Consider the following 19,916-nt stretch of genomic DNA (forward strand, 5'->3'; position numbering starts at 1 on the left):
ACTGTCCGGCGTCAAGTGCGACGTGTCAGTCAGCTGTTAAATCGGCGGTTTCGCTGCGGGTGGATAAAGCCACCGAAGCAGCCCGACGCCGCTGACGTCGCTCACTCAGGACAGAGTAGATACCGGCGAGCGCCACCAGGCTCGCGCCGACCAGCGTGGTGTTTTCGGGCAAGACATTAAGAAAAATCACGCCGATAATTACCGACCAGAGCAGCGAACTGTAATCGAAAGGCGCCAGCAGCGAAGCGTCGGCGTAGCGCATGCTCAGCGTCAGCAAAATTTGCGTCAGCCCGCCGAAAAAGCCGCAGCCCAGCAGCAGAAGGAGCTGCTCGCCCTGTGGTAAACGCCAGCCGAACGGCAGCGTCAGCAGTGAGGTCGCGCCCGTCATCGCGGTAAACCAGAAGGCGATCGCGCCCGGCTTCTCTTTGCCGCTCAGGTAGCGGATCTGAATCAGCGCGCCAGCCGTGCAGATAGCGGAGAGCAGCGCCAGCAATACGCCGACGGATGAGGCCAGGCTGGCTACAGTGAGACGTGACGGGCCGCTTAGCGAGAGGTGACCAGAAAGCATGATCACAATGCCGACAAAACCGGCCAGCACCGACAGCCAGCGATTAAGACGCACTTTTTCGCGCAGCACCACGGCAGCGAGCAGTACGGTAAACAGCGGCGCGGCATAGTTAATGGCAGTGGCATCCGTCAGCGTAATATACATCAGCGACAGATAGCTGAAGTACATGCTGCAGGTACCCGCCAGGCCCCGGCCAAGATGCCCCTTAACGTTGCGGGTTTTAATGCCCGCTACAATACCGCCCTGATATTGCAGCCAGACCAGCAACGGCATTATGCCCACCAGCGAACGGAAAAAAATCACCTCGCCGACCGGCAACGCGCCCTCCAGACCTTTTACGCAGGCAAGCATCAGCGTGGAGCTGAGCGTCGCTATGATTTTAAGTGAAATACCCGTCGACGCGCTCACGCCGCGCTCCTTATTCCGCCGTATCAGAAAGTGAGCGCTCAGGTTAACGCAGACGCGCTGCGCAGGCCGCGGGAAACCACAGCAAATACAGCGTATTCTGCCTTTATGGGCCAGGCGTACAGCATAATTACGCAACCACTCTCTCCCTGCCTCGAGTGAGAATGAGCTGAAAGTTTATTTACTTTTTTTCTTAACGCCGAAAAATTTATTCTCCACGCCTTATGCTCTACCTGACTCGCCAGATCTTAAGCGGGTTCAGCGCTAAAAACAGGTCAACCCTTACCTTTATTAAGACACAGCAGAAAACGCCGATGAATATATAACTCTTTGTTTAAATAGAAATTTAATCGCGATAACCTCCTGGGGCTGACGACACTCTCAAGTAACAAAAGGTTATATAAACCTTTTACCAAACCGCCTGTTAAATAGGCGCAGCGAAAAAATTTTTCCGCTCGAAGTTAAACCTCAAAAGCCACCTTATTATTAATAACGATCCCGCAAATGGTGGGTTTAATAACCGTCTGGTTAATTTGAATGTGACAAACTTCACATATGTGCCAGGCTTATTATCATCCGAAAACGATGTGCAAGGAGCGAAGCATGACTACCCAAAACGACAAAACACTCGTCCCGGTTGAATTTCCGAAACCGTCATTTCCGGAACAGAAACAACCTGTGCCCGGTCTCGCCAGCAAAATGGATCCGGTTCCGGATCACGGGGAAACCACCTATCGCGGCACTGGCCGTCTGACTGGACGCAAAGCGCTGATCACCGGCGGCGATTCCGGTATTGGCCGCGCTGTCGCTATCGCCTATGCCCGTGAAGGCGCCGACGTAGCGATCAACTATCTGCCCGAAGAAGAGTCGGACGCGGCTGAAGTTATCGAGCTGATTAAAGCTGAAGGCCGTAAAGCCGTGGCTATTCCTGGCGATATCCGTGATGAAGCCTTTTGCCAGTCGCTGGTGAAACAGGCTGTCGATCAGCTGGGCGGACTCGATATTCTGGTGAACAACGCCGGACGTCAGCAGTTCAACGAATCGATTCGTACTCTCTCTACCGAAGACTTTGACGCGACCTTTAAAACCAACGTTTATGCCATGTTCTGGATCACCAAAGCCGCGGTTGACCACCTGCCGCGCGGCGCGTCCATTATCAATACCTCATCGGTACAGGCCTATAAACCAAGCGATATCTTGCTGGACTACGCGCAGACTAAAGCGGCCATCGTCGCCTTTACCAAAGCGCTGGCGCAGCAGCTGGGCGAGGAAGGCATCCGCGTAAACGCGGTCGCGCCGGGTCCTTACTGGACTCCGCTGCAGGTATGCGGCGGCCAGCCGCAGGAAAAAGTTAAAGAGTTCGGTGCCAGCGCGCCGCTGGGCCGTCCGGGCCAGCCGGTTGAAATCGCGCCGCTTTACGTCACGCTCGCCTCGGCCGAAAGCAGCTACACCTCTGGTCAGGTCTGGTGCTCCGACGGCGGTACTGGCACGCTGTAATACCCGCTGTTCCTCCCAACTGGTCGCCCTGTGCGGCCAGTTTTTTCGTCTGTAGATAACGCGTTTCAGACAAGGATGCTTCTGATGAAAAACGGTGATTACGCCTCGCCCGTACGCGAGGATGGATTTGCGGGCCTCGGTGACTACGCAGCGATTGGCGAAGGACGTTCTGTCGCGCTGATTGCCCCCGACGGCGCTATCGACTGGTGGTGCGCGCCGAATCTCGATTCGCCGCCGCTGTTCGATCGCCTGCTCGATCCCGGCATTGGCGGTTTTTTTGCGATTACGCCTGTTCAGCCCTATCGCATGCAGCGACGCTACCGCGATGAAAGTAATGTGCTGGAAACCTGTTTTACCACCGATGAAGGCGAAGTCCGCCTGACAGAATCCCTGAACAGCACCCTGGCGGGCCGTTTGCCCTGGAGCGAACTTGCGCGCCGCGTAGAAGGCGTGCGCGGCAGCATGACGCTCAGGCTACACCTGCGCTTTGGCACCGTTGCGGAGACGCGTTCACCGTGGATGGGCAACACCACTCAGGGAAATGTATTTCATATCGGCGATATCATGGCGATGCTGCGCACCAGCGACGACGTAAAGATTACCCATATGGATGACGAGCAGGTGATCGCCGAGCTGACCACGCAGCAGGATTCACGTTCGCTGGTGGCGCTGCTGATTACCCAGCGCGAGCCGCTGGCCGTGCCGGACCTCGAGGCTATTGATACCCGTATCGAAACCAGTCATACCGCCTGGCAGGACTGGTGTAAAAGCCTGAGCTATGAGGGCGAATATAAAGTCCATGTCAAACGCTCGGCCCTGTCGCTGAAATTTCTCTGGTACTCCCCTACCGGGGCGCTGGCCGCGGCGGCCACCACTTCGCTGCCGGAAGGCATCGGCGGCGAGAAAAATTACGACTACCGTTACGCCTGGGTGCGGGACGCCTGCCTGATTATTAAATCTTTCGTCTATCTCGGCGCGCTGGAAGATTGTAAAGCGGCCTTCTCCTGGCTGTCGCAGACCATTATGCGTCACGGCATCGAGCTACGTACCTGCTATACGCTTGAAGGCGATATCGTGCCACCAGAGCGCTATCCGGCGCTGCGCGGCTATAAAGATTCGCTGCCGGTGCGCGTCGGTAATAACGCGCGCGACCAGCGTCAGCTGAGCATGTATGGCGATATGCTCGCCACGGCGCAGCTGTTTATCGAAGCGGGCCACGTACTGGACTTAGGCACGTCGCGGCTGCTGGGCCAGCTGGCGAACCACTGCGCCGATCGCTGGCGGCTAAAAGATTCCGGTATCTGGGAACTGCCGGAAGAGCAGCACTATACCCATTCGAAAATGGCGTGCTGGCTGGCGCTGGATCGCGCGGTCGCCATGGCGAAAGCGCGCCATATCGAACCGACCTGGATGGAGCGCTGGGAGCGCGAGCGCGACCGCATCCGCGACTGGGTGGAAGAGCACTGCTGGTCGGAGAGCAAACAGGCTTATCTGTTCTACGTCGGCAGCGAAGAGCGGCTGGATGCCTCGCTGGCGCTGGTACATCACTACGGCAACGCGGTGAACCCGGCGCGTATGCGTTCGACCTATGCGGCGATTCAGCGCGAGCTGGGCCAGGGTCGCGCCATGCTCTATCGCTACAGCGGCGTGGAGAAGGAGGAGAGCACCTTTATCGCCTGCTCGTTCTGGCTGGCGGAAGCCTGGGCCTCCCTGGGCGAGATTACAAAGGCGCGCGCCTGCATGGATGAGATCCTGGAAACGCTGTGCGACAGCGGCAATGTAGAGATTTTCAATGAAATGTTTGACGTTCGCAGCAACGAATGGCGCGGGAATCTGCCGCAGGGTCTCAGTCACCTTGCTTTGATTTGCGCCGCGCAGGCATTGACCTGTCATCAACATAATCAAAAAACTCAAGGAGAACTATGATGGCGACAAGAGGCATTGAGCATATCGGCATCACCGTCAGCAATATTGAGCAGGCGGAAAACTTTTTTATCAAGGCGCTCGATGCGTCGATACTCTACCGCGTCGTTCCCTGGCAGAAGAGCGAACAGCGCATCGGCGGCGATCAAATGCGTCCGGTTAACGGCTTTCCGCCCCAGTTGAGCGTGGTGGGGCTGTCAATGCTGCGCCTGGGGAATGGCTGTAACGTAGAGCTGTTCCAGCTGGAGCCTGGCATTGCCGACGATCTGGCAAATATCGGCCAGCCCGGCGTTAACCACTTCTCCATCTATGTTGATGATATCAACGAGACGGCGGAAAAGCTGAAGGCGCATGGCGCACGCTTTTATGACGGCCCGAATGACTGTTTCGCCCAGGAAGAAGGCCCAGGGAATCAGACATGGTTTTGTCTGACGCCGTTTGGCGTGCTGATTGAGCTTATCACCCTGCCCTCGCCGCTGCAGTATGATGGCGAAGCGACCCAGCCGCGCTGGTTGCCTGCTGAATAAACGTTCTGTCAGACCGCGCTTCGGCGCGGCTGTTTTATTGCCAGGAATAGTCTGAATCCCCCGCCGCGGCAATAAACCCTCTTTTTATTTCCCTGCTACAACCTGTACAAGGTTATTATTGCGATACAATTTTTGCAATATTCCCTTTTATTTCCAGCCGCTTCTGCTCGCCTGAATTATTGCTGCCTTGTTAAATTTCGCAGCCAGCCCTTTTACCGCACCGCTTGCAGAATATAACAAGGGTTCTAATCTTTAAGTGTAAGACGCACGCAGCCTTCAGACCGGCTGTGTTATTTTCAACTCATGAAGAGGACCCATTATGGCTCAACATCGAGGCGGATCAGGTAACTTTGCTGAAGATCGTGAAAGAGCGTCAGAAGCTGGCCGCAAAGGCGGACAGCACAGCGGTGGTAACTTCAAAAACGACCGTGAGAAAGCATCCGAAGCGGGTAAAAAAGGCGGGCAGAACAGCCGCCGAGGCTCATAACTCTCTTATCTGAACACAGGTTTCCCAGGAGAGATGAGCACTGCATAGCGTTAATAAAAGCGCTATCGACTGCGCCGGGTTATACAGCCTGGCGCATATTTTTTGCCTCTACATTATCGGTTATATCTACGCACGCAATAAAGGTTACGCGCTTCAGTCAACTACCTTTCCGCTATAAAAAACTTTTCTGGCCACATCACAATTTAAATAATTAACCCCCTCTGACAGTCTCCGCCAGTTAAATCAGCAAATGGTATTGCTGTTGCCGGTTTATATCAGGGCCAGCACGCTATGGCTGGCCCTGCGCGAATTAAAAGGTCGCGTTCACGCCGATATTCCAGCTGATCTGATGCGCGTCGCGGTTGCCGCCAATGGCTGACACGCCAGCGAAAGCATTTACCGTTTCGCCCAGCGGCACGTTGGCACCAACGGCGGCGTCCAGCCAGTTACTGTCGCGCGCGCCAGTGGTGCGGCTGAAAGCGGTGCGGGTCGATTTCAGACCTGCGGTGACCGTCGAGTCGGTGTCGCCAAACTGATGGTTGTAACTCACCTGCGCCCAGGGATTGACCGGCCACTGTTGCGTATCAATACGCCAGCCGATAGCGCCGATTTGCGAGTGGCTGGTCTGGTCGCTGTAACGCATCGAGGTACTGGTGTTGCCCTGTTCGCGGTAGCCGCCGATGCGGCCATAATCGAGCGCATAGCTGGCAACCGGGCCGGTAGTGATATGCGCGCTGAGCGGCAGATCCCATCCGGTTTGTACGCGCATGCCGAGCAGCTTACCGCCGGTGTTGCCCTGCTCGGTGCGGGTTGCCGGGCCAATCTTCACGTCGCGCTGAATATCATCAAAATCGAGATCGGCATAGTGAAGATCCGCATTGATCCATGCCTGATCGCCCAGCTCAAGCTGGCTGTAGAGCGCCACCAGATTGCCGCGCAGCCGGTAATCGTAGCGTGAGGACGGCTCCTGCCGCTGGTTGGTATTGGAGAAAAGCACGCCGGTCTGCCAGTTGTCCGTTAGCTGATAACCCAGACCCAGCGTAAAGCTGGCGGTAGTGGCATCGCCGTTGTAGAAAGCATCGCCTTTATAATCCACATGCTGACCGGCATAGCCGCCGAATACCGAGAGCTGGCCTGCGCTGCTGTCCTGGTGCCGCTGCTGTTGTAGATGGCCGTCCAGCGTGTTTTGCATATCGCGCGCCATCATTTGCTGCGCCTGCGACAGGGCGGCAACCTGCAGGGGCGCATCCAGAATCGACTGGATGTAGTCCGCTATCATGGCGTGTACAGCGGGGCTGGGATGGAGTCGATCGGCAAACAAATACGCCTGCTCGCTGGAGAAGCCAGCTGCAGTAGAAACGCAGTCATCCGCTGCTGTGCCAACCGGACAGGCCATGCCGATAGTGTTGGTCAGCCCGTAACGGGTCGGATCGGCAATCACCTCATTGAATAAACCGGCGATATCGACGCGCACGATATTGCCGCTGAGCGCCGCCAGTCCCTGCTCTTCCTGCTGATTGTAGCCAGCCGTCAGCGAAGAAACCTCCGTGCTCAACGCCTGCCAGGCGCGATAGAGCTGTTCCGCCAACGCATCGCGTACGGCGGGTACAGATGAAACCTGCGCCGCTGCCTGCGTGAAAGCGTTTCGCACCGCCTGCTGGCGTGACGCGGCATCGGGCGTCGCGGCGCTGTCCAGCGACTGAAAGGCGGCAGCCGTTGCCGCACTTGAGGCCGACCCGAGCACTCTCAGCACCGTTAAAATCATATAGGGTGTTTCGCCCAGCTGCGGCGTGGTTGGCACGATTACCGCGCCTGCGCCCGCATCCAGCAGCGTTTTGACCTGCGCCGTCGACGCCGCTGCGCTGGTAGCCAGCGTATCGGCTGCGGTGAACGGGTTGGTAACGGCGACGGCGACATCGTTTGCGCCTACCCAGTGAATATAAAGCCCATTGCTGTCGGCGCGTCCGCCGGTCGAATTCAGATAGCCCGTGAGCTGATCTTCAGTGTTAAGGGTAGGATCGAGACGGTGCCGTGATGTCGCGCCGCCCTGTGCATAATTGCTGCCGCCCAGCGTCGAACGCTGTAAATCCAGGCCCAGTTGCGAAGCAAGAATCTCGTCGTAGAGCTGATGCTGCCCGCCATCCCAGGTAAAACGGCCAATATTGCCACTGTCGCTAAGGCTGTCGCCAAACACGGTAAGACTGTCCCACGCCAGCGCCGGCAGCGGCGCCAGTAAAGCACCAAGGGCAGTGATGGCAGCGAGAGAACGCGCGTCTTTAGGGATTTTCATCATCGACTCCGGAAATCGCCAGGCGCTGCTCGCCTGGCCGCAGTATTTAACGACAGATGCGCTCACTAAGAGGCGCGCAGGTAAAAAGCGCCGCACCAGTGATGCGAACGTAAATAAAGTGTTAACAGGACGATTAAAAAATTAGTCAGAGAAAGAAGCTCTTGCCACTATTTCGTAAATATTTTGTCAGGCGGGGCTTTAGACGAAGCGGCAGATAAGCTGCTGTTGTGCCAGCAATCCTCACTGGCACCTTTTTCTCAGGCGGGCTGGATCTGGTAAATCCAGGCAGTGACCCGCTCGCCATTGTCAGTGTTCACTGTAACAGGCACACGGTCGTAACCTGCTTCAAATTCATCCAGCATGGGCCAGTGCTGCGACAGATCAGCAGACTGAAAAAGATAACCACGTACGGGCGATCCCTGCCTGTCCAGCTGAATCGCCGGAAAGCCCTGAGCCGCGCCCCAGCCCGATTCATGCAGGATGCCCTTTACCGTTCCCGCCAGCCACTCGCCGCCAATACTTTCGAGCATATGGGCGTTCGAACGCCCCGGACATAAGGTGCCATAGACAAACAGCTTTTCCATTTACTCCTCCCTTTTAAAAACGACAGTCTGACTTTACCGATGCCGTTATGCGATGTCATTCTCTGCCGCTGTCCATGCGCGCCTGCGTTACCTGATGGAGGCTCTGCGACGTCTCCAGACTGTTACGGGGCAAAGCGGAGATAAAACCTGAGGCGCGTTCTGGCTGCTCTACTCACTACAGTGAACGGCCCTGTGTACAGTGGGCACTGCTGATTACAGTGAATGTTTGCAGGTTTATTCTTTTCCGACGGCGTACAGCCTTGCTGATTACAGTCAATCTCCACTCTCGCCTTGGTTACATGCGCCCTGGAAGCCTGACTGTTTATGCGGCGAGCATTTTCCGCATGAAATATGATCAAATCAGCCAGGGGTGAAACATTCACTGTAATCAGCCAGAACGTATCAGTGCAGGGACGGAGAGAAGTGGTGAGAAGAAGATTAGCGCCAGGCTTAACTGGCGATTTCAGGCTGAAATGCTTGAAAATCAAGGGGCTTATCATTAAGGCCCTTTTTGCTGTTACCAGTGCGTTTTTTCCATGTCGATGACAAAGCGATACTTCACATCGCCTTTTAACATCCGGGCAAAAGCCGTTTCAATCTCGTCGCCCGCAATCATTTCGACATCGGCAGTGATATTGTGCTGGCCACAGAAATCGAGCATTTCCTGCGTTTCCCGGATGCTGCCGATTGAGGTACCGCTAATGCTCAGGCGGCGAAATACCATCGGCGTGACGTTTGGCGCGGGATGCGGCTGGTCGGGAATGCCCACCAGCACCAGCTGACCATTAGTTTTCAGCGTCGCCAGATAAGGATCAAGGTCGTGCGGCGCGGCGACACAGTCGAGGATAATATCCAGCGAGGTCTGACAGGCCGCCATCTGTTGCGCATCGCGAGAGACCACAACCCGACTGGCGCCCAGACGGCGCGCATCTTCGCCTTTTTCCGGTGAAGTGGTAAACAGCGTCACCTCCGCTCCCAGCGCGCTGGCCAGCTTAACCGCCATATGTCCCAGCCCGCCTAGACCAATAACGCCCACTTTATCGCCCGGCTTTACGTTGTAGTGACGCAGCGGCGACCAGACGGTTACGCCCGCGCACAGCAACGGCGCAACGGCTTTCAGATCGAGGTTCTGCGGGACAGAAACCACAAAATGCTGATCGGTAATCACATGCTGAGCATAGCCGCCGAAGGTCGTGCCCCCGGTATATTTATCCGTTCCGTTATAGGTCGGCGTGAAGCCCGCTTCACAGTACTGCTCTTCCTGCTGTTGGCAAAAATAGCAGTGACCGCAGGAGTCCACCATTACGCCGACGCCGACAATATCGCCCGTCTTGAACGTCGTTACCTTCGCGCCGGTGGCTTCAACGCGCCCGACAATCTCATGGCCCGGCACCAGTGGATAGCGACTGACGCCCCACTCATTGCGCGCCATATGCAGATCGGAATGGCAGACGCCGCAGTAAATGATGGCGATCTTAACGTCGTCCGGTTGCAGCTCGCGCAGTTCAACCTGGCCCGCCGCCAGCGGTTGCGTCGCCTGTTGTGCGACCAGTGCGTTAATTTTCATATATTCCTCCTGATGGCTGCCTGAAGCGGCAAAGAAAGCGGCCCACTATAGACAGCAGGGAACCTTATTGGTAGTAGTTACCTTTTGGTTACCATCGGGATAATTCGCTATGCCAGCCTGGATTGACGGAAAGCTGATGTTCTTTGCGGATTCGCCGCCGCGTCGGCTACTGGATCTGTTTGCCGTAAAGTGGAGCACGATGGTGCTTCACGCCCTCTATCACTGGCCAGCGCATCGCGCGCGCACGGGAGAACTGCAGCGCAGCCTGCAGGGCATTTCCAAAAAAATGCTGGTGCAGACGCTGCGAGAGCTGGAACAGCGCGGGCTGGTGTCGCGCCAGGTATTTGAAGTCGTGCCGCCTAAGGTTGAATATACGCTGACACCGCTGGGTAAAATCTTTGCCGAGCCGATCGAGCAGATGTATCAGTGGGGGCTGGAGAATCAGGCCGCGCTGGATGAGATGGAACAGTGTCTTCAGCGGGCGAAACAGCAGGAGAGTTAACAGCAGGTTACCCCGGATGGCTGCATCCGGGGCAAGCAGCGGTTTAGCCGAACGGGAATTCTCGCGCCAGTACGCGGGCGATAACGTTTAACGCGCCGTCGTCGTTGTTGCTCTCCGTTTTATAGCGCGCTACGGCGCGTACCGGCTCTACGGCATTCGCCATGGCAAAGCTGAAGCAGGCCTGGCGCAGCATTTCAAGGTCATTGGCGCTGTCGCCAATAGCGACGACTTCGCAATCGCTGATGCCCCATTTTTCCTGAAGCAACGCGATGCCGTGCGCTTTATGACAGCCAGGGATAATCAGATCGATAAAGCCATAGCCGCTCGAGACCGGATGCATGATGTTCTCGATTTCACCCAGCTGATTATGCAGTCGTTCCAGCAGCGCATCGACGCCTTCATGCGCCAGATTCAGAGAGAACTTAAAGATGGTGTCGTCGATACTGTAGAGATCGTCGCGTTTTTCCAGCCGGGCATAGTGGTTAGAGAGCAGGCTGACAACCTCATCGGGGGCGGAAGAGTGGATATACGCGCCATTACGTCCGCAAACGACTGTGCTGATATCGGGTTCTTTAGCAAGAATATCCAGCACCTGATGCACGCGCGACTGCGCCAGTTCACCGCAGAAAATCTCTTCATTGCTGTCCGAAACCCAGGCGCCGTTTTCCGCTACAAAAGCGATTTCATCCTTGATTTCAGGAAAATAACGCTGCAGCTGGTAATACTGATTGCCGCTGGCGACCACGAAACGAATGCCTCTCTCTTTTAACAGCGTGTACTGCCGCAAAAATCGCTGAGCATTGTACTCCTTGTTATCGTCGAGAAAGGTGCCATCCATATCCACCGCGATCATCTTTACCGCCATTGTCATCTCCTTGCTGAGGCTGTTGTTTCAGTGATGCCCACTTAATAGCTAAAGCTTACCCGCAGTGTGGATTAATGAAAATTCGAATAATAAGAATGTTCAGGGCTTTCGGAGCTTTCCTGACAGAGTGTGTTCGCGATCACGCACCAGGGAGTTGCTTACAGGCAACAGCTGCGCCTAAACTTACGAACGAAGCACATTATATTTACAAATGAAAAACACTTACCCGCCCGCGGAGGCCAGAATGACCCTACATACACAGGCTACGCCGCTGCCCGAGGATATCAGCGCAGCCATTCGCACCTTTAAACAACAGATCCGTCAGCAAATTGGCGATGTCGAAGGGCTTTTCGCCCGGATTAGCCAACGTATCGCCAGCGCGATTGCGGAAGCAAAAGCAGAGGAACAGCATTACGGCACCGCCTGGCCCGTTGTCACGCAGGACGCAATCGCAAAAGGGCAGGTTTCAAGTGAAACCCTGGCGCGGATAAAGCGACGCGGCTGCGTAGTGGTTAAGCAGCAGTTTCCGCGCGAGCAGGCGCTGGCGTGGGACAGATCGCTGCTGGATTATCTCGATCTAAATGATTTCGACGCGCAGTATCGCGGTCCGGGCGATAATTTCTTTGGTAGCCTGGAGGCGTCGCGCCCGGAGATTTACCCGATTTACTGGTCACAGGCGCAAATGCAGGCGCGTCAAAGCGACGCCACCGCACAGGTTCAGTCTTTTCTCAACCGCCTGTGGCGTTTCTCCTCACACGGCAAGCAGTGGTTCGATCCTGACGTCAGCATTATCTATCCCGACCGTATCCGCCGTCGTCCGCCGGGCACGACCTCTAAAGGACTGGGCGCGCATACTGATTCCGGCGCGCTGGAGCGCTGGCTGCTGCCCGCTTATCAACAGGTATTTGCCGCCATTTTTTACGGCGATATAGATGCTTACGATCCCTGGGATGCGGCGTGGCGCACTGAAGTGAACGAGTATAACGTGCCGGATACCACCAAATGTTCTGCGTTTCGCACATTTCAGGGATGGACAGCGCTGTCAGATATGCTTGCCGGACAGGGTCTGCTGCATGTGGTGCCGGTACCGGAAGCGATGGCCTATATTCTGCTGCGTCCGTTGCTCGACGACGTGCCGGACGATGAACTGTGCGGCGTTGCGCCAGGTAAAGTCCTGCCCGTCAGCGAGAAGTGGCATCCCCACCTTATCGACGGTCTCTGCTCCATCCCGCCGCTGGAGGCAGGCGACTCGGTGTGGTGGCACTGCGATGTGATCCACTCCGTCGCGCCGGTGGACAATCAGCAGGGCTGGGGAAATGTCATGTACATTCCTGCCGCGCCAGTGTGCGCGAAAAATCGCGCCTGCGCGCAGCAGGTGGCTGAGGCGCTGTCGCTGGGTCGGTCGCCTGCCGATTTTCCGCCGGAGGATTACGAAACAGGCTGGCGCGATCGCTTTACCCTTGCCGATCTGAATGATAACGGCCGCCGCGCACTCGGTTTAGCCTGAACATTGCCGCGCAGCGTCCCCTGCGCGGCGCCTCTCTGCTACACTGGCGCCACACTTTTCCGATAAACGGCACGCATGAACGCTCGTCATCAACAGATTATTCAGCTCGTTAATACGCGCGGCAGCGTGACGGTCAGCGAACTGGCCCAGCTGACCGGCGTCTCTGAGGTCACTATTCGTCAGGATCTAAACCTGCTGGAGCGCGACTATTTTCTGCGTCGCGTCCACGGTTCCGCAATGGCGCTGGACAGCGATAACGTCGGCATGCGTATGCATACGCATTATGAGCTCAAACAGGCGCTCGCCAGCCATGCCGCAGGTCTGATTGAAAGCGGCGAGGCGGTTTTTATCGAGGGCGGCAGCAGTAACGCGCTGCTGGCGCGCCTGCTGGCCGATCGCGCCGACCTTACGGTAATTACCGTCAGCCATTTTATCGCTCACCTGCTGAAAGACGCAGCGTGTGAGGTCATTGTGCCGGGCGGGCTATTGCAGAAAAGCAGTCAGTCGATGGTTGGTCCGCTGACGCGCTACTGCATTCAGCAAATCCATTTCCATAAGGCCTTTATCGGCGTTGACGGCTGGCAGGCGGAAACCGGCTTTACCGGCCGCAACATGCTGCGCTGCGATGTGGTGGACGCGGTGATGGCGAAGCGCGTGCCGACCTGGGCACTAACCGACTCGTCGAAATTCGGCCAGATCCATCCCTACCCCCTGTCGTCGGGGTATCAGGTGACGCGGGTCATTACCGATAGCGGGCTGAGCGCGGAAACGCTGACGCAGTTAGAGGAACAGGGCGTCGCGGTGACGCGTGTTGCCCTGCCCTGAGACTCAAATCTTCATATGATCGATCAGCGCCCGTAGCTTGGGCGCCAGATTTTTCCGGCTGGGGAAATAGAGATAGAATCCGGCGAACTCCGGCAGATACTCTGTCAGCAGCGGTATCAGTTCGCCGCGCGCGATATAGGGCCGGTATGTCTCTTCCAGACCGAAGGCGATGCCGCCGCCCGCGCAGGCAGTACGGATCATAATGCCCATATCATTGGTATTCAGCCGCGCATTGACCGCGACATCAAATTCTCTGCCCTCTTCCGCAAACTCCCAGCGATAAGGCGCGACGCCCGGCTCGCGTCGCCAGCCGATACAGCAGTGCTGCAACAGTTCGTGAGGATGGCGCGGCGTACCATAACGGGCCAGATAAGCGGGCGAGGCTACGGCTATCTGTCGCTGACGCAGCGAGACCGGCACCGCAATCATATCCTGGGCGATAATTTCTCCCAGCCTGACGCCAGCATCATAGCCCTGCGCCACGATATCGAACTCTTCATCGGTAACCGAAATATCCAGCTCAATATGCGGATAGCGGATGAGAAACGCCGCCAGCAGCTCGCCGTTAATAAAACGTTCGGCAATAGAAGAGACCGCCAGACGCAGCAGCCCGCGTGGCTCGCCCGCCAGCGCGCTGATATCCACCACCGCCTGATTAAGCTGCGATATGGCGGGCGCCGCCTCGGCATAGAGTCTTTCGCCCGCTTCGGTGAGGCTAAGGCTGCGCGTGGTGCGGTGAATCAGCGAAATCTGTAGCCGATCTTCCAGGCGTTTTAAGGACTGGCTAATTGCCGGTCGGGTCACGCCCAGCTTTTCTGCCGCCACGCGGAAGTTACGCGTTTGCGCCAGCGTGACGAAAACCTCCAGCGCGTTTTTATCCAGCATCATTGGTTAGCCTCTGTTACCAGCCAGGTAAGGAATGGGTGGATTCTCTTTATAAAGCAGCAGGCATAAGATCGCCAGAGACTTAACGACAGGAGCGAAACCATGAGTAAGAAAGTGATTTTAATCACCGGCGCATCCAGCGGTATTGGCGCGGGTATCGCACGCGAGCTGGCGACGAGCGGCGCGATTTTGCTGCTGGGCGCGCGCCGCGTCGATCGTTTACAGGCGCTGGCGGCTGAACTTGAGCAGCAAGGCGCTGAAGTGGCGGTTGCCGCGCTTGATGTGACTTCGCGCGTCTCTGTGCAGCAATTTGCCGGTGTCGCGCTGCAAAAATGGGGGCGGATCGATGTGATGATCAATAACGCAGGCGTAATGCCGCTGTCGCCGCTGGCGTCACTAAAGGTGGATGAATGGGATCAGATGATTGACGTCAACATTAAAGGCGTTTTGTATGGCATCGCCGCCGTGCTGCCGCCGATGCTGGCGCGTGAAGCGGGCCACATCATTAATATCGCCTCTATTGGCGCGCTGAGCGTCTCCCCTACCGCAGCGGTTTACTGCGCCACTAAGTTTGCCGTACGGGCGATCTCAGACGGTTTGCGGCAGGAGAATACCCAACTGCGCGTGACCTGCATCCATCCAGGCGTGGTGGAAAGCGAGCTGGCCGCAACGATTACCGATCCTGCCGCCGCAGCGCTGATGAACGATTACCGCGCTATCGCTTTACAGCCGGCCGCTATCGGCCGCGCAGTGCGCTTCGCCATTGAGCAGCCTGATGATGTCGATGTCAACGAGATTGTGGTGCGCCCTACCCGCTCACCCTATTGACCCTGACGCCACCGCTAAACGGAGATAACAAAAAAGGCTGCCTTGCGGCAGCCTTTTCTGGCACGTCCCTGTACGACCATCCATTATTTATAGAGTTCTGCGGTCATATAAACGCCGTCTTCGGCGCGCGCACTGGTAATTTTATAGCCTGATGCGCCTTCAGCCTGCGCTTTCGCTGCGATATGAGCTTCTGCGCTATCCAGCGTGCTGCCGTGTGCAGAGATGCTTTCTGCGGCGAAGCTGCCGAATGAAATCATAGAGAGTGCAGCGACGGTAGCAAGAGCGAGAGTTTTTACATTTTTCATGGTCAAAATCCTTCTTTTGTTAATGCGAGGCAACATGCCTTCGATGAAAGTTATAATAACGTTAGTTACTATTATCATCCTAACAAAAAGTGCGATTTTGATCACATTTCATTTTCCCTGAGCGCCTGTTGCACAGCACTTTGCGCATGGATTTGCGTGGTGTCAAACAGCGGCACGCTGGCATCGTCTGCTGTGACCAGCATGGTTATTTCTGTGCAGCCAAGGATGATACCTTCAGCGCCCTGCGCAGTGAGGCCAGCCATTATTTCGCGAAAACGCGCCCGGGAGTCAGGATTGATGATACCCAGGCAGAGCTCCTGATAAATCACCTGATGGATAAAGGCGCGATCGTCGCTGTCGGGTGTTATGACCTCCAGACCGTATTCATCTGTCAGGCGGCCATGATAAAACGTCTCCTCCATGGTAAAGCGAGTAGCAATCAGACCGACCTTTTGTAAGCCATGCTCTCGGATGCGCTCCGCCGTCGCGTCGGCAATATGCAGTAAAGGAATAGCGACTGCCTGCTGAATTTGCGGCGCGACTTTATGCATGGTGTTGGTTGCCAGCACCAGCAACTCTGCGCCTGCGCGCGCCAGAGCCTGCGCAGCCTGTGCCAGTTGGAGACCCGCTTCATCCCAGCGCCCCGTGCTTTGCAGCTTTTCTATTTCATCGAAATCCACGCTATAAAGTACGACGCGCGCCGAATGCAGACCGCCAAGTGCGCTTTTCACTTCTTCATTCAAAATCCGGTAGTAGAGAGCGGTCGATTCCCAGGACATACCCCCTATTAAGCCTATCGTCTTCATGATTGCTTCCTTTATCGCTGTTCATAGAATGCCTGTTATCAGAGCAGCTCAGACCTTTTTATGCCAGTCCAAAGGCTTTATACGCAAAAAAAACAGCCACCGGAGTGACTGTTTTAAATGAGCTAAGGTGCTTGTTACGTTACGCCTGCTGCGGCCAGCGGGCCTGTGGAAACAGCGAGAGCCGCACGTTGAACAGATACAGCAGGGGCGCGAAAAAGCTACTGTCGCGCTGCGCCAGCGCTTCCAGCGCCACCAGCAGGCTGTTTAACTCCTCAAGCAGCGCATTATGCGGCTGAGCCTGTAACAGTCTGATGCGGTTTTTAAGGAACAGGCGCAGCTCACCAAAAAACCTGTCGCTGCTGATGCCCTGTTCTGCCAGTAGCTGTTGATGGCGCACATAAAAGTCATAGCAGTTAGCGCCCAGCCAGGCTTCGGTAATCAAATTGCCGCCTGCCGCAAGCTCGGCATCATTATCGATACGCTTACGCGGCAGGATAATATTGACCTTATCCAGCGTCCGCGCCACAAACTGCTGGCGCATCAGCAGCGAGGCACTGCTGAGCTCGACGGCGGTGATGAACTGCAGCAACTCCTTTAACCCTTTGCGCAGCGCACGTTTGGCCGTCCAGGCGGGACGTTTATTGCGGATCACTGCTGTCACAATAACAGCAGCGGTGATCCCGGCGAGCGTCGAGAGTGAAGCATTCACTATAAGCAGCAGGTTAGGCTTAAAATGGTGGCTCATGCCAATCAGGCCTGGGATCTGCGTCGCCACGATTAAGCCAATCAGGTTGGTTGAAGGGTTAGCAATCACCAGTCCAAGTGCCATTAGCCCAGGCGCCAGACAGAGTACCAGCGCTTCGAAAGAGGTCGCTTCCGGTATCAGTAACGTGGTGTAAAGCATGCTGGCACCAATCGCTACCACTACCCCCTTGAGAAAAATCTTCATTGGCGCAAGCGGACTGTCCATCGCGGCGAAGAAGGAGCAGAGAACGGCCGCCATCATCGGAGCGGTTGCCCCGTCTACCCAGCCGCTGCCAATCCAGAAAAGGCAGGTCAGAAAGGTGGCAAGAAAGGCCGTCAGACAGGAGAGCAGCAGCATGCCTTTATCGACGTGTTTATGGCTGCGCGTCATTTTGCCAGGTTTAGCGCTGGGGGTAAGATCGCTAACGCGCTCGCCTACCGTCTGGTAAGCCTCCGAGATGCGGACAAAATTCAGCAGCCGCTCCAGCAGACCGGTGAGCAGAATGCTCTCTTCAACAGGTAGCTCACCTTTTTCCCAGTCCGCTTTCAATTGCTGCTGCGCAGCAATTAATGACGCGTTAATCGCCAGCGTCTCACCGCTATGGTCTGTGCTGTTCAGCCAGTGCAAGAAATGCTGGAACGCTTGCGCGACATATTCAGGAAAGCGAATGTGCTGTTCCGCCAGCAAGCTGAGCCGGGCTTCGATAGCCGTAAGCGTAGGGATAAGATAGGAGAGATGCTGATACTGAACGCTGACAAGCCGGATCAGGCGCCGCGCCGCTTCACCTTCATAGACGCAGTGGGTAATCATCGTTTCAACGTTCAGCGGATAATTCGCCATCTGGATCAGGATATCTTCACGCTCCAGCGATTTTTCTCGGGGCATCACTGTAATCAGCTCGGCGCAAAGTTTCCTGGCGTTCTGATACCAGATACTCACGCTTTGCTCCAGCATACTGCTCATCGAGACCGGCATAATCAGCCGATGCACCAGGCTGCTACAGAGAATAGCAACGCTAATCTCTTCAATACGCGATATGACCGTATAGGTGATATCAGCAGGTGCCGTCACGTCAGGGAACCCCATAATCGCCGCGCTGTATCCCGCCAGCATGAATATGTAGCTTTTGGGCGTCCGATCGTGCAGTGACAGATAAAGGCAAAGCGCAACCCACAGCGAGATGCAGAGACTAAAGAGCATCGGATCCTGTACCGTGGCCGGATAGATGAGCAAGACAAAAAGTCCGCCCAGCAGCGTCCCCAGGAAACGAAAGATGGATTTGGAGATAGTCGCAGCGGAGTAGAGCTGCGATGCGACATAGACCGTGGTCAGCGACCAGGCTGGCTTATCAAGATTGAGTTCTAATGCGATATAGAGCGCTAAAAACGCGGCCAGACAAGTTTTGCCAGAAAACAGGAGCGCGCTTTTTGAAAACCACTTCATACAGTGAATGGACCTCAGACAGGCATTTTTGGCCGTATCCTGACAGAAGGCCATGAGGAATGCTCTTTGATTATTACTACAAATTATTAACGTGCTAACTAATATTAAGCTCGCTCTTCTCGCTTTACGGGGACGCATTATCCCCTTACTTCTTCTCTCTTATTCCTGCCTTTTCTGCCTGATCTACCGCTATGCCCCTTAAGAATAAGCAAATGTAATTCGTTATTTATTGGTTATATAGGCTTTTTGCTAAGGTTGGCTAAAAATCGGGAGACAAAGAAATGAAAATAAGCAAATTAACGTCAGGCATACTGTTGTTCGCGCTTGGTTCGCTGGCCGCCGTCAGCCATGCAGCACCTGAACAGGTAACTATCGGTTATCAGAAAGCAAACATCTTTGCGCTGCTCAAATATCGCGGCACGCTGGAAGCAGCTTTCAAAAAAGAGGGTATTAGCCTTCGCTGGGTTGAGTTCCCTGCCGGGCCGCAGATGCTGGAAGGACTCAATGTTGGCAGTATCGATTTGGCCGCAACAGGCGATGCGCCGCCAGCCTTTGCTCAGGCGGCAAAAGCCGATCTGGTTTATCTGGGGCATTCACCCGCTAACCTGAAAACCGAAGCCATTGTAGTGCCTTCCGCTTCCGGTATTCATAACATTGAGGATTTGAAGGGCAAACGCGTAGCTTTGAACAAAGGTTCAGACGTTAACTATCTGCTGATTGCCGCACTCAAAGAAGCGGGGCTGACTTATAAAGATATAACGCCTGTTTACTTACCTCCCGCCGATGCACGCGCCGCTTTTCAAAAAGGCGCGGTAGATGCCTGGGTTATCTGGGATCCCTATCTGGCTGAGGTAGAAGCCAGCACCGGCGCTCGTCAGGTACGTAACGCAGAAGGCCTCTTGCCGCATTACACCTTTTATCTTGCCAGCCGCAAGTTTGCCGATAGTGAACCTGAAACAGCAAAAAAAGTGCTGGATGAACTTAGTACGCTGAGCGACTGGGCGAACCACCATCAGGATGAAGCAGCGGCGATACTGGCGCAGTCTACTGGCCTGGACAAGGCCATCTGGCGAACCACGCTGACGCGTCTGCCATATGGAGCGGAGCGCATGACAGACAGCGTTTTTTCAGAGCAGCAAAAACTTGCGGATGCTTTTACGCAAGCGAAGCTCTTACCGGTTAAAGTTGAAGTACGCTCCGCGACATGGTCCGCCGACAAAAAGTAACTTCTTGCCCTGTAATAAGGGCAATCCTTCCTTTTAAAGCAGCACTCCTGGCGATTTCACCCTGAAATTTTTATACATTTATTTTTAAATTCAATGGGTTAAACATGAAATCACGCTGGAGAGCCATACAG

The 19,916-nt window shown here is 55.5% G+C and carries 18 protein-coding genes; 9 read left to right on the forward strand and 9 right to left on the reverse strand.

All coding sequences use genetic code 11. The annotated features are described in order from the left end of the window. Positions 1–25: 25 nt before the first annotated feature. Complete coding sequence (locus EKL29_RS20625) at positions 26–976, reverse strand: DMT family transporter (protein ID WP_126690562.1); 951 nt, start codon at positions 974–976, stop codon at positions 26–28. Between the two features lie 600 nt (positions 977–1,576). Here EKL29_RS20625 and EKL29_RS20630 point away from each other — a divergent pair. The 4 genes from EKL29_RS20630 (at position 1,577) to EKL29_RS20645 (ending at position 5,407) form a co-directional block, all read left to right on the forward strand. Next, positions 1,577–2,470: an SDR family oxidoreductase gene (locus EKL29_RS20630; RefSeq protein ID WP_120458327.1), complete on the forward strand. Its 894-nt coding sequence runs from the start codon at positions 1,577–1,579 to the stop codon at positions 2,468–2,470. A gap of 84 nt (positions 2,471–2,554) precedes the next feature. Continuing rightward, on the forward strand, positions 2,555–4,396 hold the full coding sequence (locus tag EKL29_RS20635) for a glycoside hydrolase family 15 protein (RefSeq protein WP_126690563.1): 1,842 nt from the start codon (positions 2,555–2,557) through the stop codon (positions 4,394–4,396). After that, complete coding sequence (locus EKL29_RS20640) at positions 4,393–4,920, forward strand: VOC family protein (RefSeq protein WP_311779052.1); 528 nt, start codon at positions 4,393–4,395, stop codon at positions 4,918–4,920. The genes EKL29_RS20635 and EKL29_RS20640 overlap by 4 nt, the downstream gene beginning before the upstream one ends. A 319-nt stretch (positions 4,921–5,239) precedes the next feature. Further along, the gene (locus EKL29_RS20645; RefSeq protein WP_103796973.1) at positions 5,240–5,407 is read left to right on the forward strand and encodes a general stress protein; all 168 of its coding nucleotides are present in this window, start codon (positions 5,240–5,242) and stop codon (positions 5,405–5,407) included. 310 nt (positions 5,408–5,717) lie between these two features. Here the strand turns inward: EKL29_RS20645 and EKL29_RS20650 are convergent, their stop codons facing one another. The 3 genes from EKL29_RS20650 to EKL29_RS20660 form a co-directional block, all read right to left on the reverse strand. After that, positions 5,718–7,697, reverse strand: coding sequence for an autotransporter outer membrane beta-barrel domain-containing protein (locus EKL29_RS20650; protein ID WP_126690564.1), 1,980 nt, complete (start codon positions 7,695–7,697; stop codon positions 5,718–5,720). Positions 7,698–7,954: 257 nt separating this feature from the next. After that, on the reverse strand, positions 7,955–8,281 hold the full coding sequence (locus tag EKL29_RS20655) for a gamma-glutamylcyclotransferase (RefSeq protein WP_126690565.1): 327 nt from the start codon (positions 8,279–8,281) through the stop codon (positions 7,955–7,957). Between the two features lie 517 nt (positions 8,282–8,798). After that, complete coding sequence (locus EKL29_RS20660; RefSeq protein ID WP_126690566.1) at positions 8,799–9,848, reverse strand: NAD(P)-dependent alcohol dehydrogenase; 1,050 nt, start codon at positions 9,846–9,848, stop codon at positions 8,799–8,801. A gap of 109 nt (positions 9,849–9,957) precedes the next feature. Here EKL29_RS20660 and EKL29_RS20665 point away from each other — a divergent pair, with 109 nt between their 5' ends. Next, positions 9,958–10,350, forward strand: coding sequence for a helix-turn-helix domain-containing protein (locus EKL29_RS20665; protein WP_126690567.1), 393 nt, complete (start codon positions 9,958–9,960; stop codon positions 10,348–10,350). Positions 10,351–10,393: 43 nt separating this feature from the next. Here the strand turns inward: EKL29_RS20665 and EKL29_RS20670 are convergent, their stop codons facing one another. Next, positions 10,394–11,215 carry a Cof-type HAD-IIB family hydrolase gene (locus EKL29_RS20670; RefSeq protein WP_126690568.1) on the reverse strand — a complete coding sequence of 274 codons (822 nt, stop codon included), beginning with the start codon at positions 11,213–11,215 and terminating at the stop codon, positions 10,394–10,396. A 244-nt stretch (positions 11,216–11,459) separates the two neighbouring features. Here EKL29_RS20670 and EKL29_RS20675 point away from each other — a divergent pair, with 244 nt between their 5' ends. Then, positions 11,460–12,722: a DUF1479 domain-containing protein gene (locus tag EKL29_RS20675; protein WP_126690569.1), complete on the forward strand. Its 1,263-nt coding sequence runs from the start codon at positions 11,460–11,462 to the stop codon at positions 12,720–12,722. Between the two features lie 75 nt (positions 12,723–12,797). Continuing rightward, positions 12,798–13,547: a DNA-binding transcriptional regulator YciT gene (locus EKL29_RS20680; RefSeq protein WP_126690570.1), complete on the forward strand. Its 750-nt coding sequence runs from the start codon at positions 12,798–12,800 to the stop codon at positions 13,545–13,547. A 3-nt stretch (positions 13,548–13,550) separates the two neighbouring features. On the opposite strand, the gene EKL29_RS20685 is transcribed toward EKL29_RS20680, so the two are convergent. Next, a complete protein-coding gene (locus tag EKL29_RS20685) occupies positions 13,551–14,435 on the reverse strand; it encodes a LysR family transcriptional regulator (RefSeq protein ID WP_126690571.1) in 885 nt (294 codons plus the stop codon). Between the two features lie 99 nt (positions 14,436–14,534). Between EKL29_RS20685 and EKL29_RS20690 the strand changes: the two genes are divergently transcribed. Beyond that, positions 14,535–15,260, forward strand: a complete 726-nt coding sequence (locus EKL29_RS20690; protein ID WP_126690572.1) for an SDR family oxidoreductase — start codon at positions 14,535–14,537, stop codon at positions 15,258–15,260. Positions 15,261–15,343: 83 nt separating this feature from the next. On the opposite strand, the gene EKL29_RS20695 is transcribed toward EKL29_RS20690, so the two are convergent. The 3 genes from EKL29_RS20695 to EKL29_RS20705 form a co-directional block, all read right to left on the reverse strand. Then, positions 15,344–15,565 (reverse strand): YdgH/BhsA/McbA-like domain containing protein, encoded by a 222-nt coding sequence (locus EKL29_RS20695; protein ID WP_126690584.1) that lies wholly within the window; start codon positions 15,563–15,565, stop codon positions 15,344–15,346. A gap of 101 nt (positions 15,566–15,666) precedes the next feature. Beyond that, entirely contained in the window at positions 15,667–16,371 is a 705-nt protein-coding gene (locus EKL29_RS20700; RefSeq protein WP_120458314.1) for an aspartate/glutamate racemase family protein, read from the reverse strand. A 139-nt stretch (positions 16,372–16,510) separates the two neighbouring features. Continuing rightward, the gene (locus tag EKL29_RS20705; RefSeq protein WP_126690573.1) at positions 16,511–18,559 is read right to left on the reverse strand and encodes an FUSC family protein; all 2,049 of its coding nucleotides are present in this window, start codon (positions 18,557–18,559) and stop codon (positions 16,511–16,513) included. 281 nt (positions 18,560–18,840) lie between these two features. On the opposite strand from EKL29_RS20705, the gene EKL29_RS20710 reads away from it, so the two are divergent. Then, entirely contained in the window at positions 18,841–19,785 is a 945-nt protein-coding gene (locus EKL29_RS20710) for a sulfonate ABC transporter substrate-binding protein (protein WP_126690574.1), read from the forward strand. The last annotated feature ends 131 nt before the right edge of the window (positions 19,786–19,916 follow it).

It is taken from the genome of Pantoea sp. YU22, from assembly GCF_003970755.1.
Classification (GTDB): Bacteria; Pseudomonadota; Gammaproteobacteria; order Enterobacterales; family Enterobacteriaceae; genus Pantoea; species Pantoea piersonii.

Bases quoted from the DNA above. Each gene is read 5' to 3' on its own strand.
- EKL29_RS20630 (WP_120458327.1), top strand. From the start codon at position 1,577: ATGACTACCCAAAACGACAAAACACTCGTCCCGGTTGAATTTCCGAAA.
- EKL29_RS20635 (WP_126690563.1), top strand. From the start codon at position 2,555: ATGAAAAACGGTGATTACGCCTCGCCCGTACGCGAGGATGGATTTGCG.
- EKL29_RS20640 (WP_311779052.1), top strand. From the start codon at position 4,393: ATGATGGCGACAAGAGGCATTGAGCATATCGGCATCACCGTCAGCAAT.
- EKL29_RS20645 (WP_103796973.1), top strand. From the start codon at position 5,240: ATGGCTCAACATCGAGGCGGATCAGGTAACTTTGCTGAAGATCGTGAA.
- EKL29_RS20650 (WP_126690564.1), bottom strand. From the start codon at position 7,697: ATGAAAATCCCTAAAGACGCGCGTTCTCTCGCTGCCATCACTGCCCTT.
- EKL29_RS20655 (WP_126690565.1), bottom strand. From the start codon at position 8,281: ATGGAAAAGCTGTTTGTCTATGGCACCTTATGTCCGGGGCGTTCGAAC.
- EKL29_RS20660 (WP_126690566.1), bottom strand. From the start codon at position 9,848: ATGAAAATTAACGCACTGGTCGCACAACAGGCGACGCAACCGCTGGCG.
- EKL29_RS20665 (WP_126690567.1), top strand. From the start codon at position 9,958: ATGCCAGCCTGGATTGACGGAAAGCTGATGTTCTTTGCGGATTCGCCG.
- EKL29_RS20670 (WP_126690568.1), bottom strand. From the start codon at position 11,215: ATGGCGGTAAAGATGATCGCGGTGGATATGGATGGCACCTTTCTCGAC.
- EKL29_RS20675 (WP_126690569.1), top strand. From the start codon at position 11,460: ATGACCCTACATACACAGGCTACGCCGCTGCCCGAGGATATCAGCGCA.
- EKL29_RS20680 (WP_126690570.1), top strand. From the start codon at position 12,798: ATGAACGCTCGTCATCAACAGATTATTCAGCTCGTTAATACGCGCGGC.
- EKL29_RS20685 (WP_126690571.1), bottom strand. From the start codon at position 14,435: ATGATGCTGGATAAAAACGCGCTGGAGGTTTTCGTCACGCTGGCGCAA.
- EKL29_RS20690 (WP_126690572.1), top strand. From the start codon at position 14,535: ATGAGTAAGAAAGTGATTTTAATCACCGGCGCATCCAGCGGTATTGGC.
- EKL29_RS20695 (WP_126690584.1), bottom strand. From the start codon at position 15,565: ATGAAAAATGTAAAAACTCTCGCTCTTGCTACCGTCGCTGCACTCTCT.
- EKL29_RS20700 (WP_120458314.1), bottom strand. From the start codon at position 16,371: ATGAAGACGATAGGCTTAATAGGGGGTATGTCCTGGGAATCGACCGCT.
- EKL29_RS20705 (WP_126690573.1), bottom strand. From the start codon at position 18,559: ATGAAGTGGTTTTCAAAAAGCGCGCTCCTGTTTTCTGGCAAAACTTGT.
- EKL29_RS20710 (WP_126690574.1), top strand. From the start codon at position 18,841: ATGAAAATAAGCAAATTAACGTCAGGCATACTGTTGTTCGCGCTTGGT.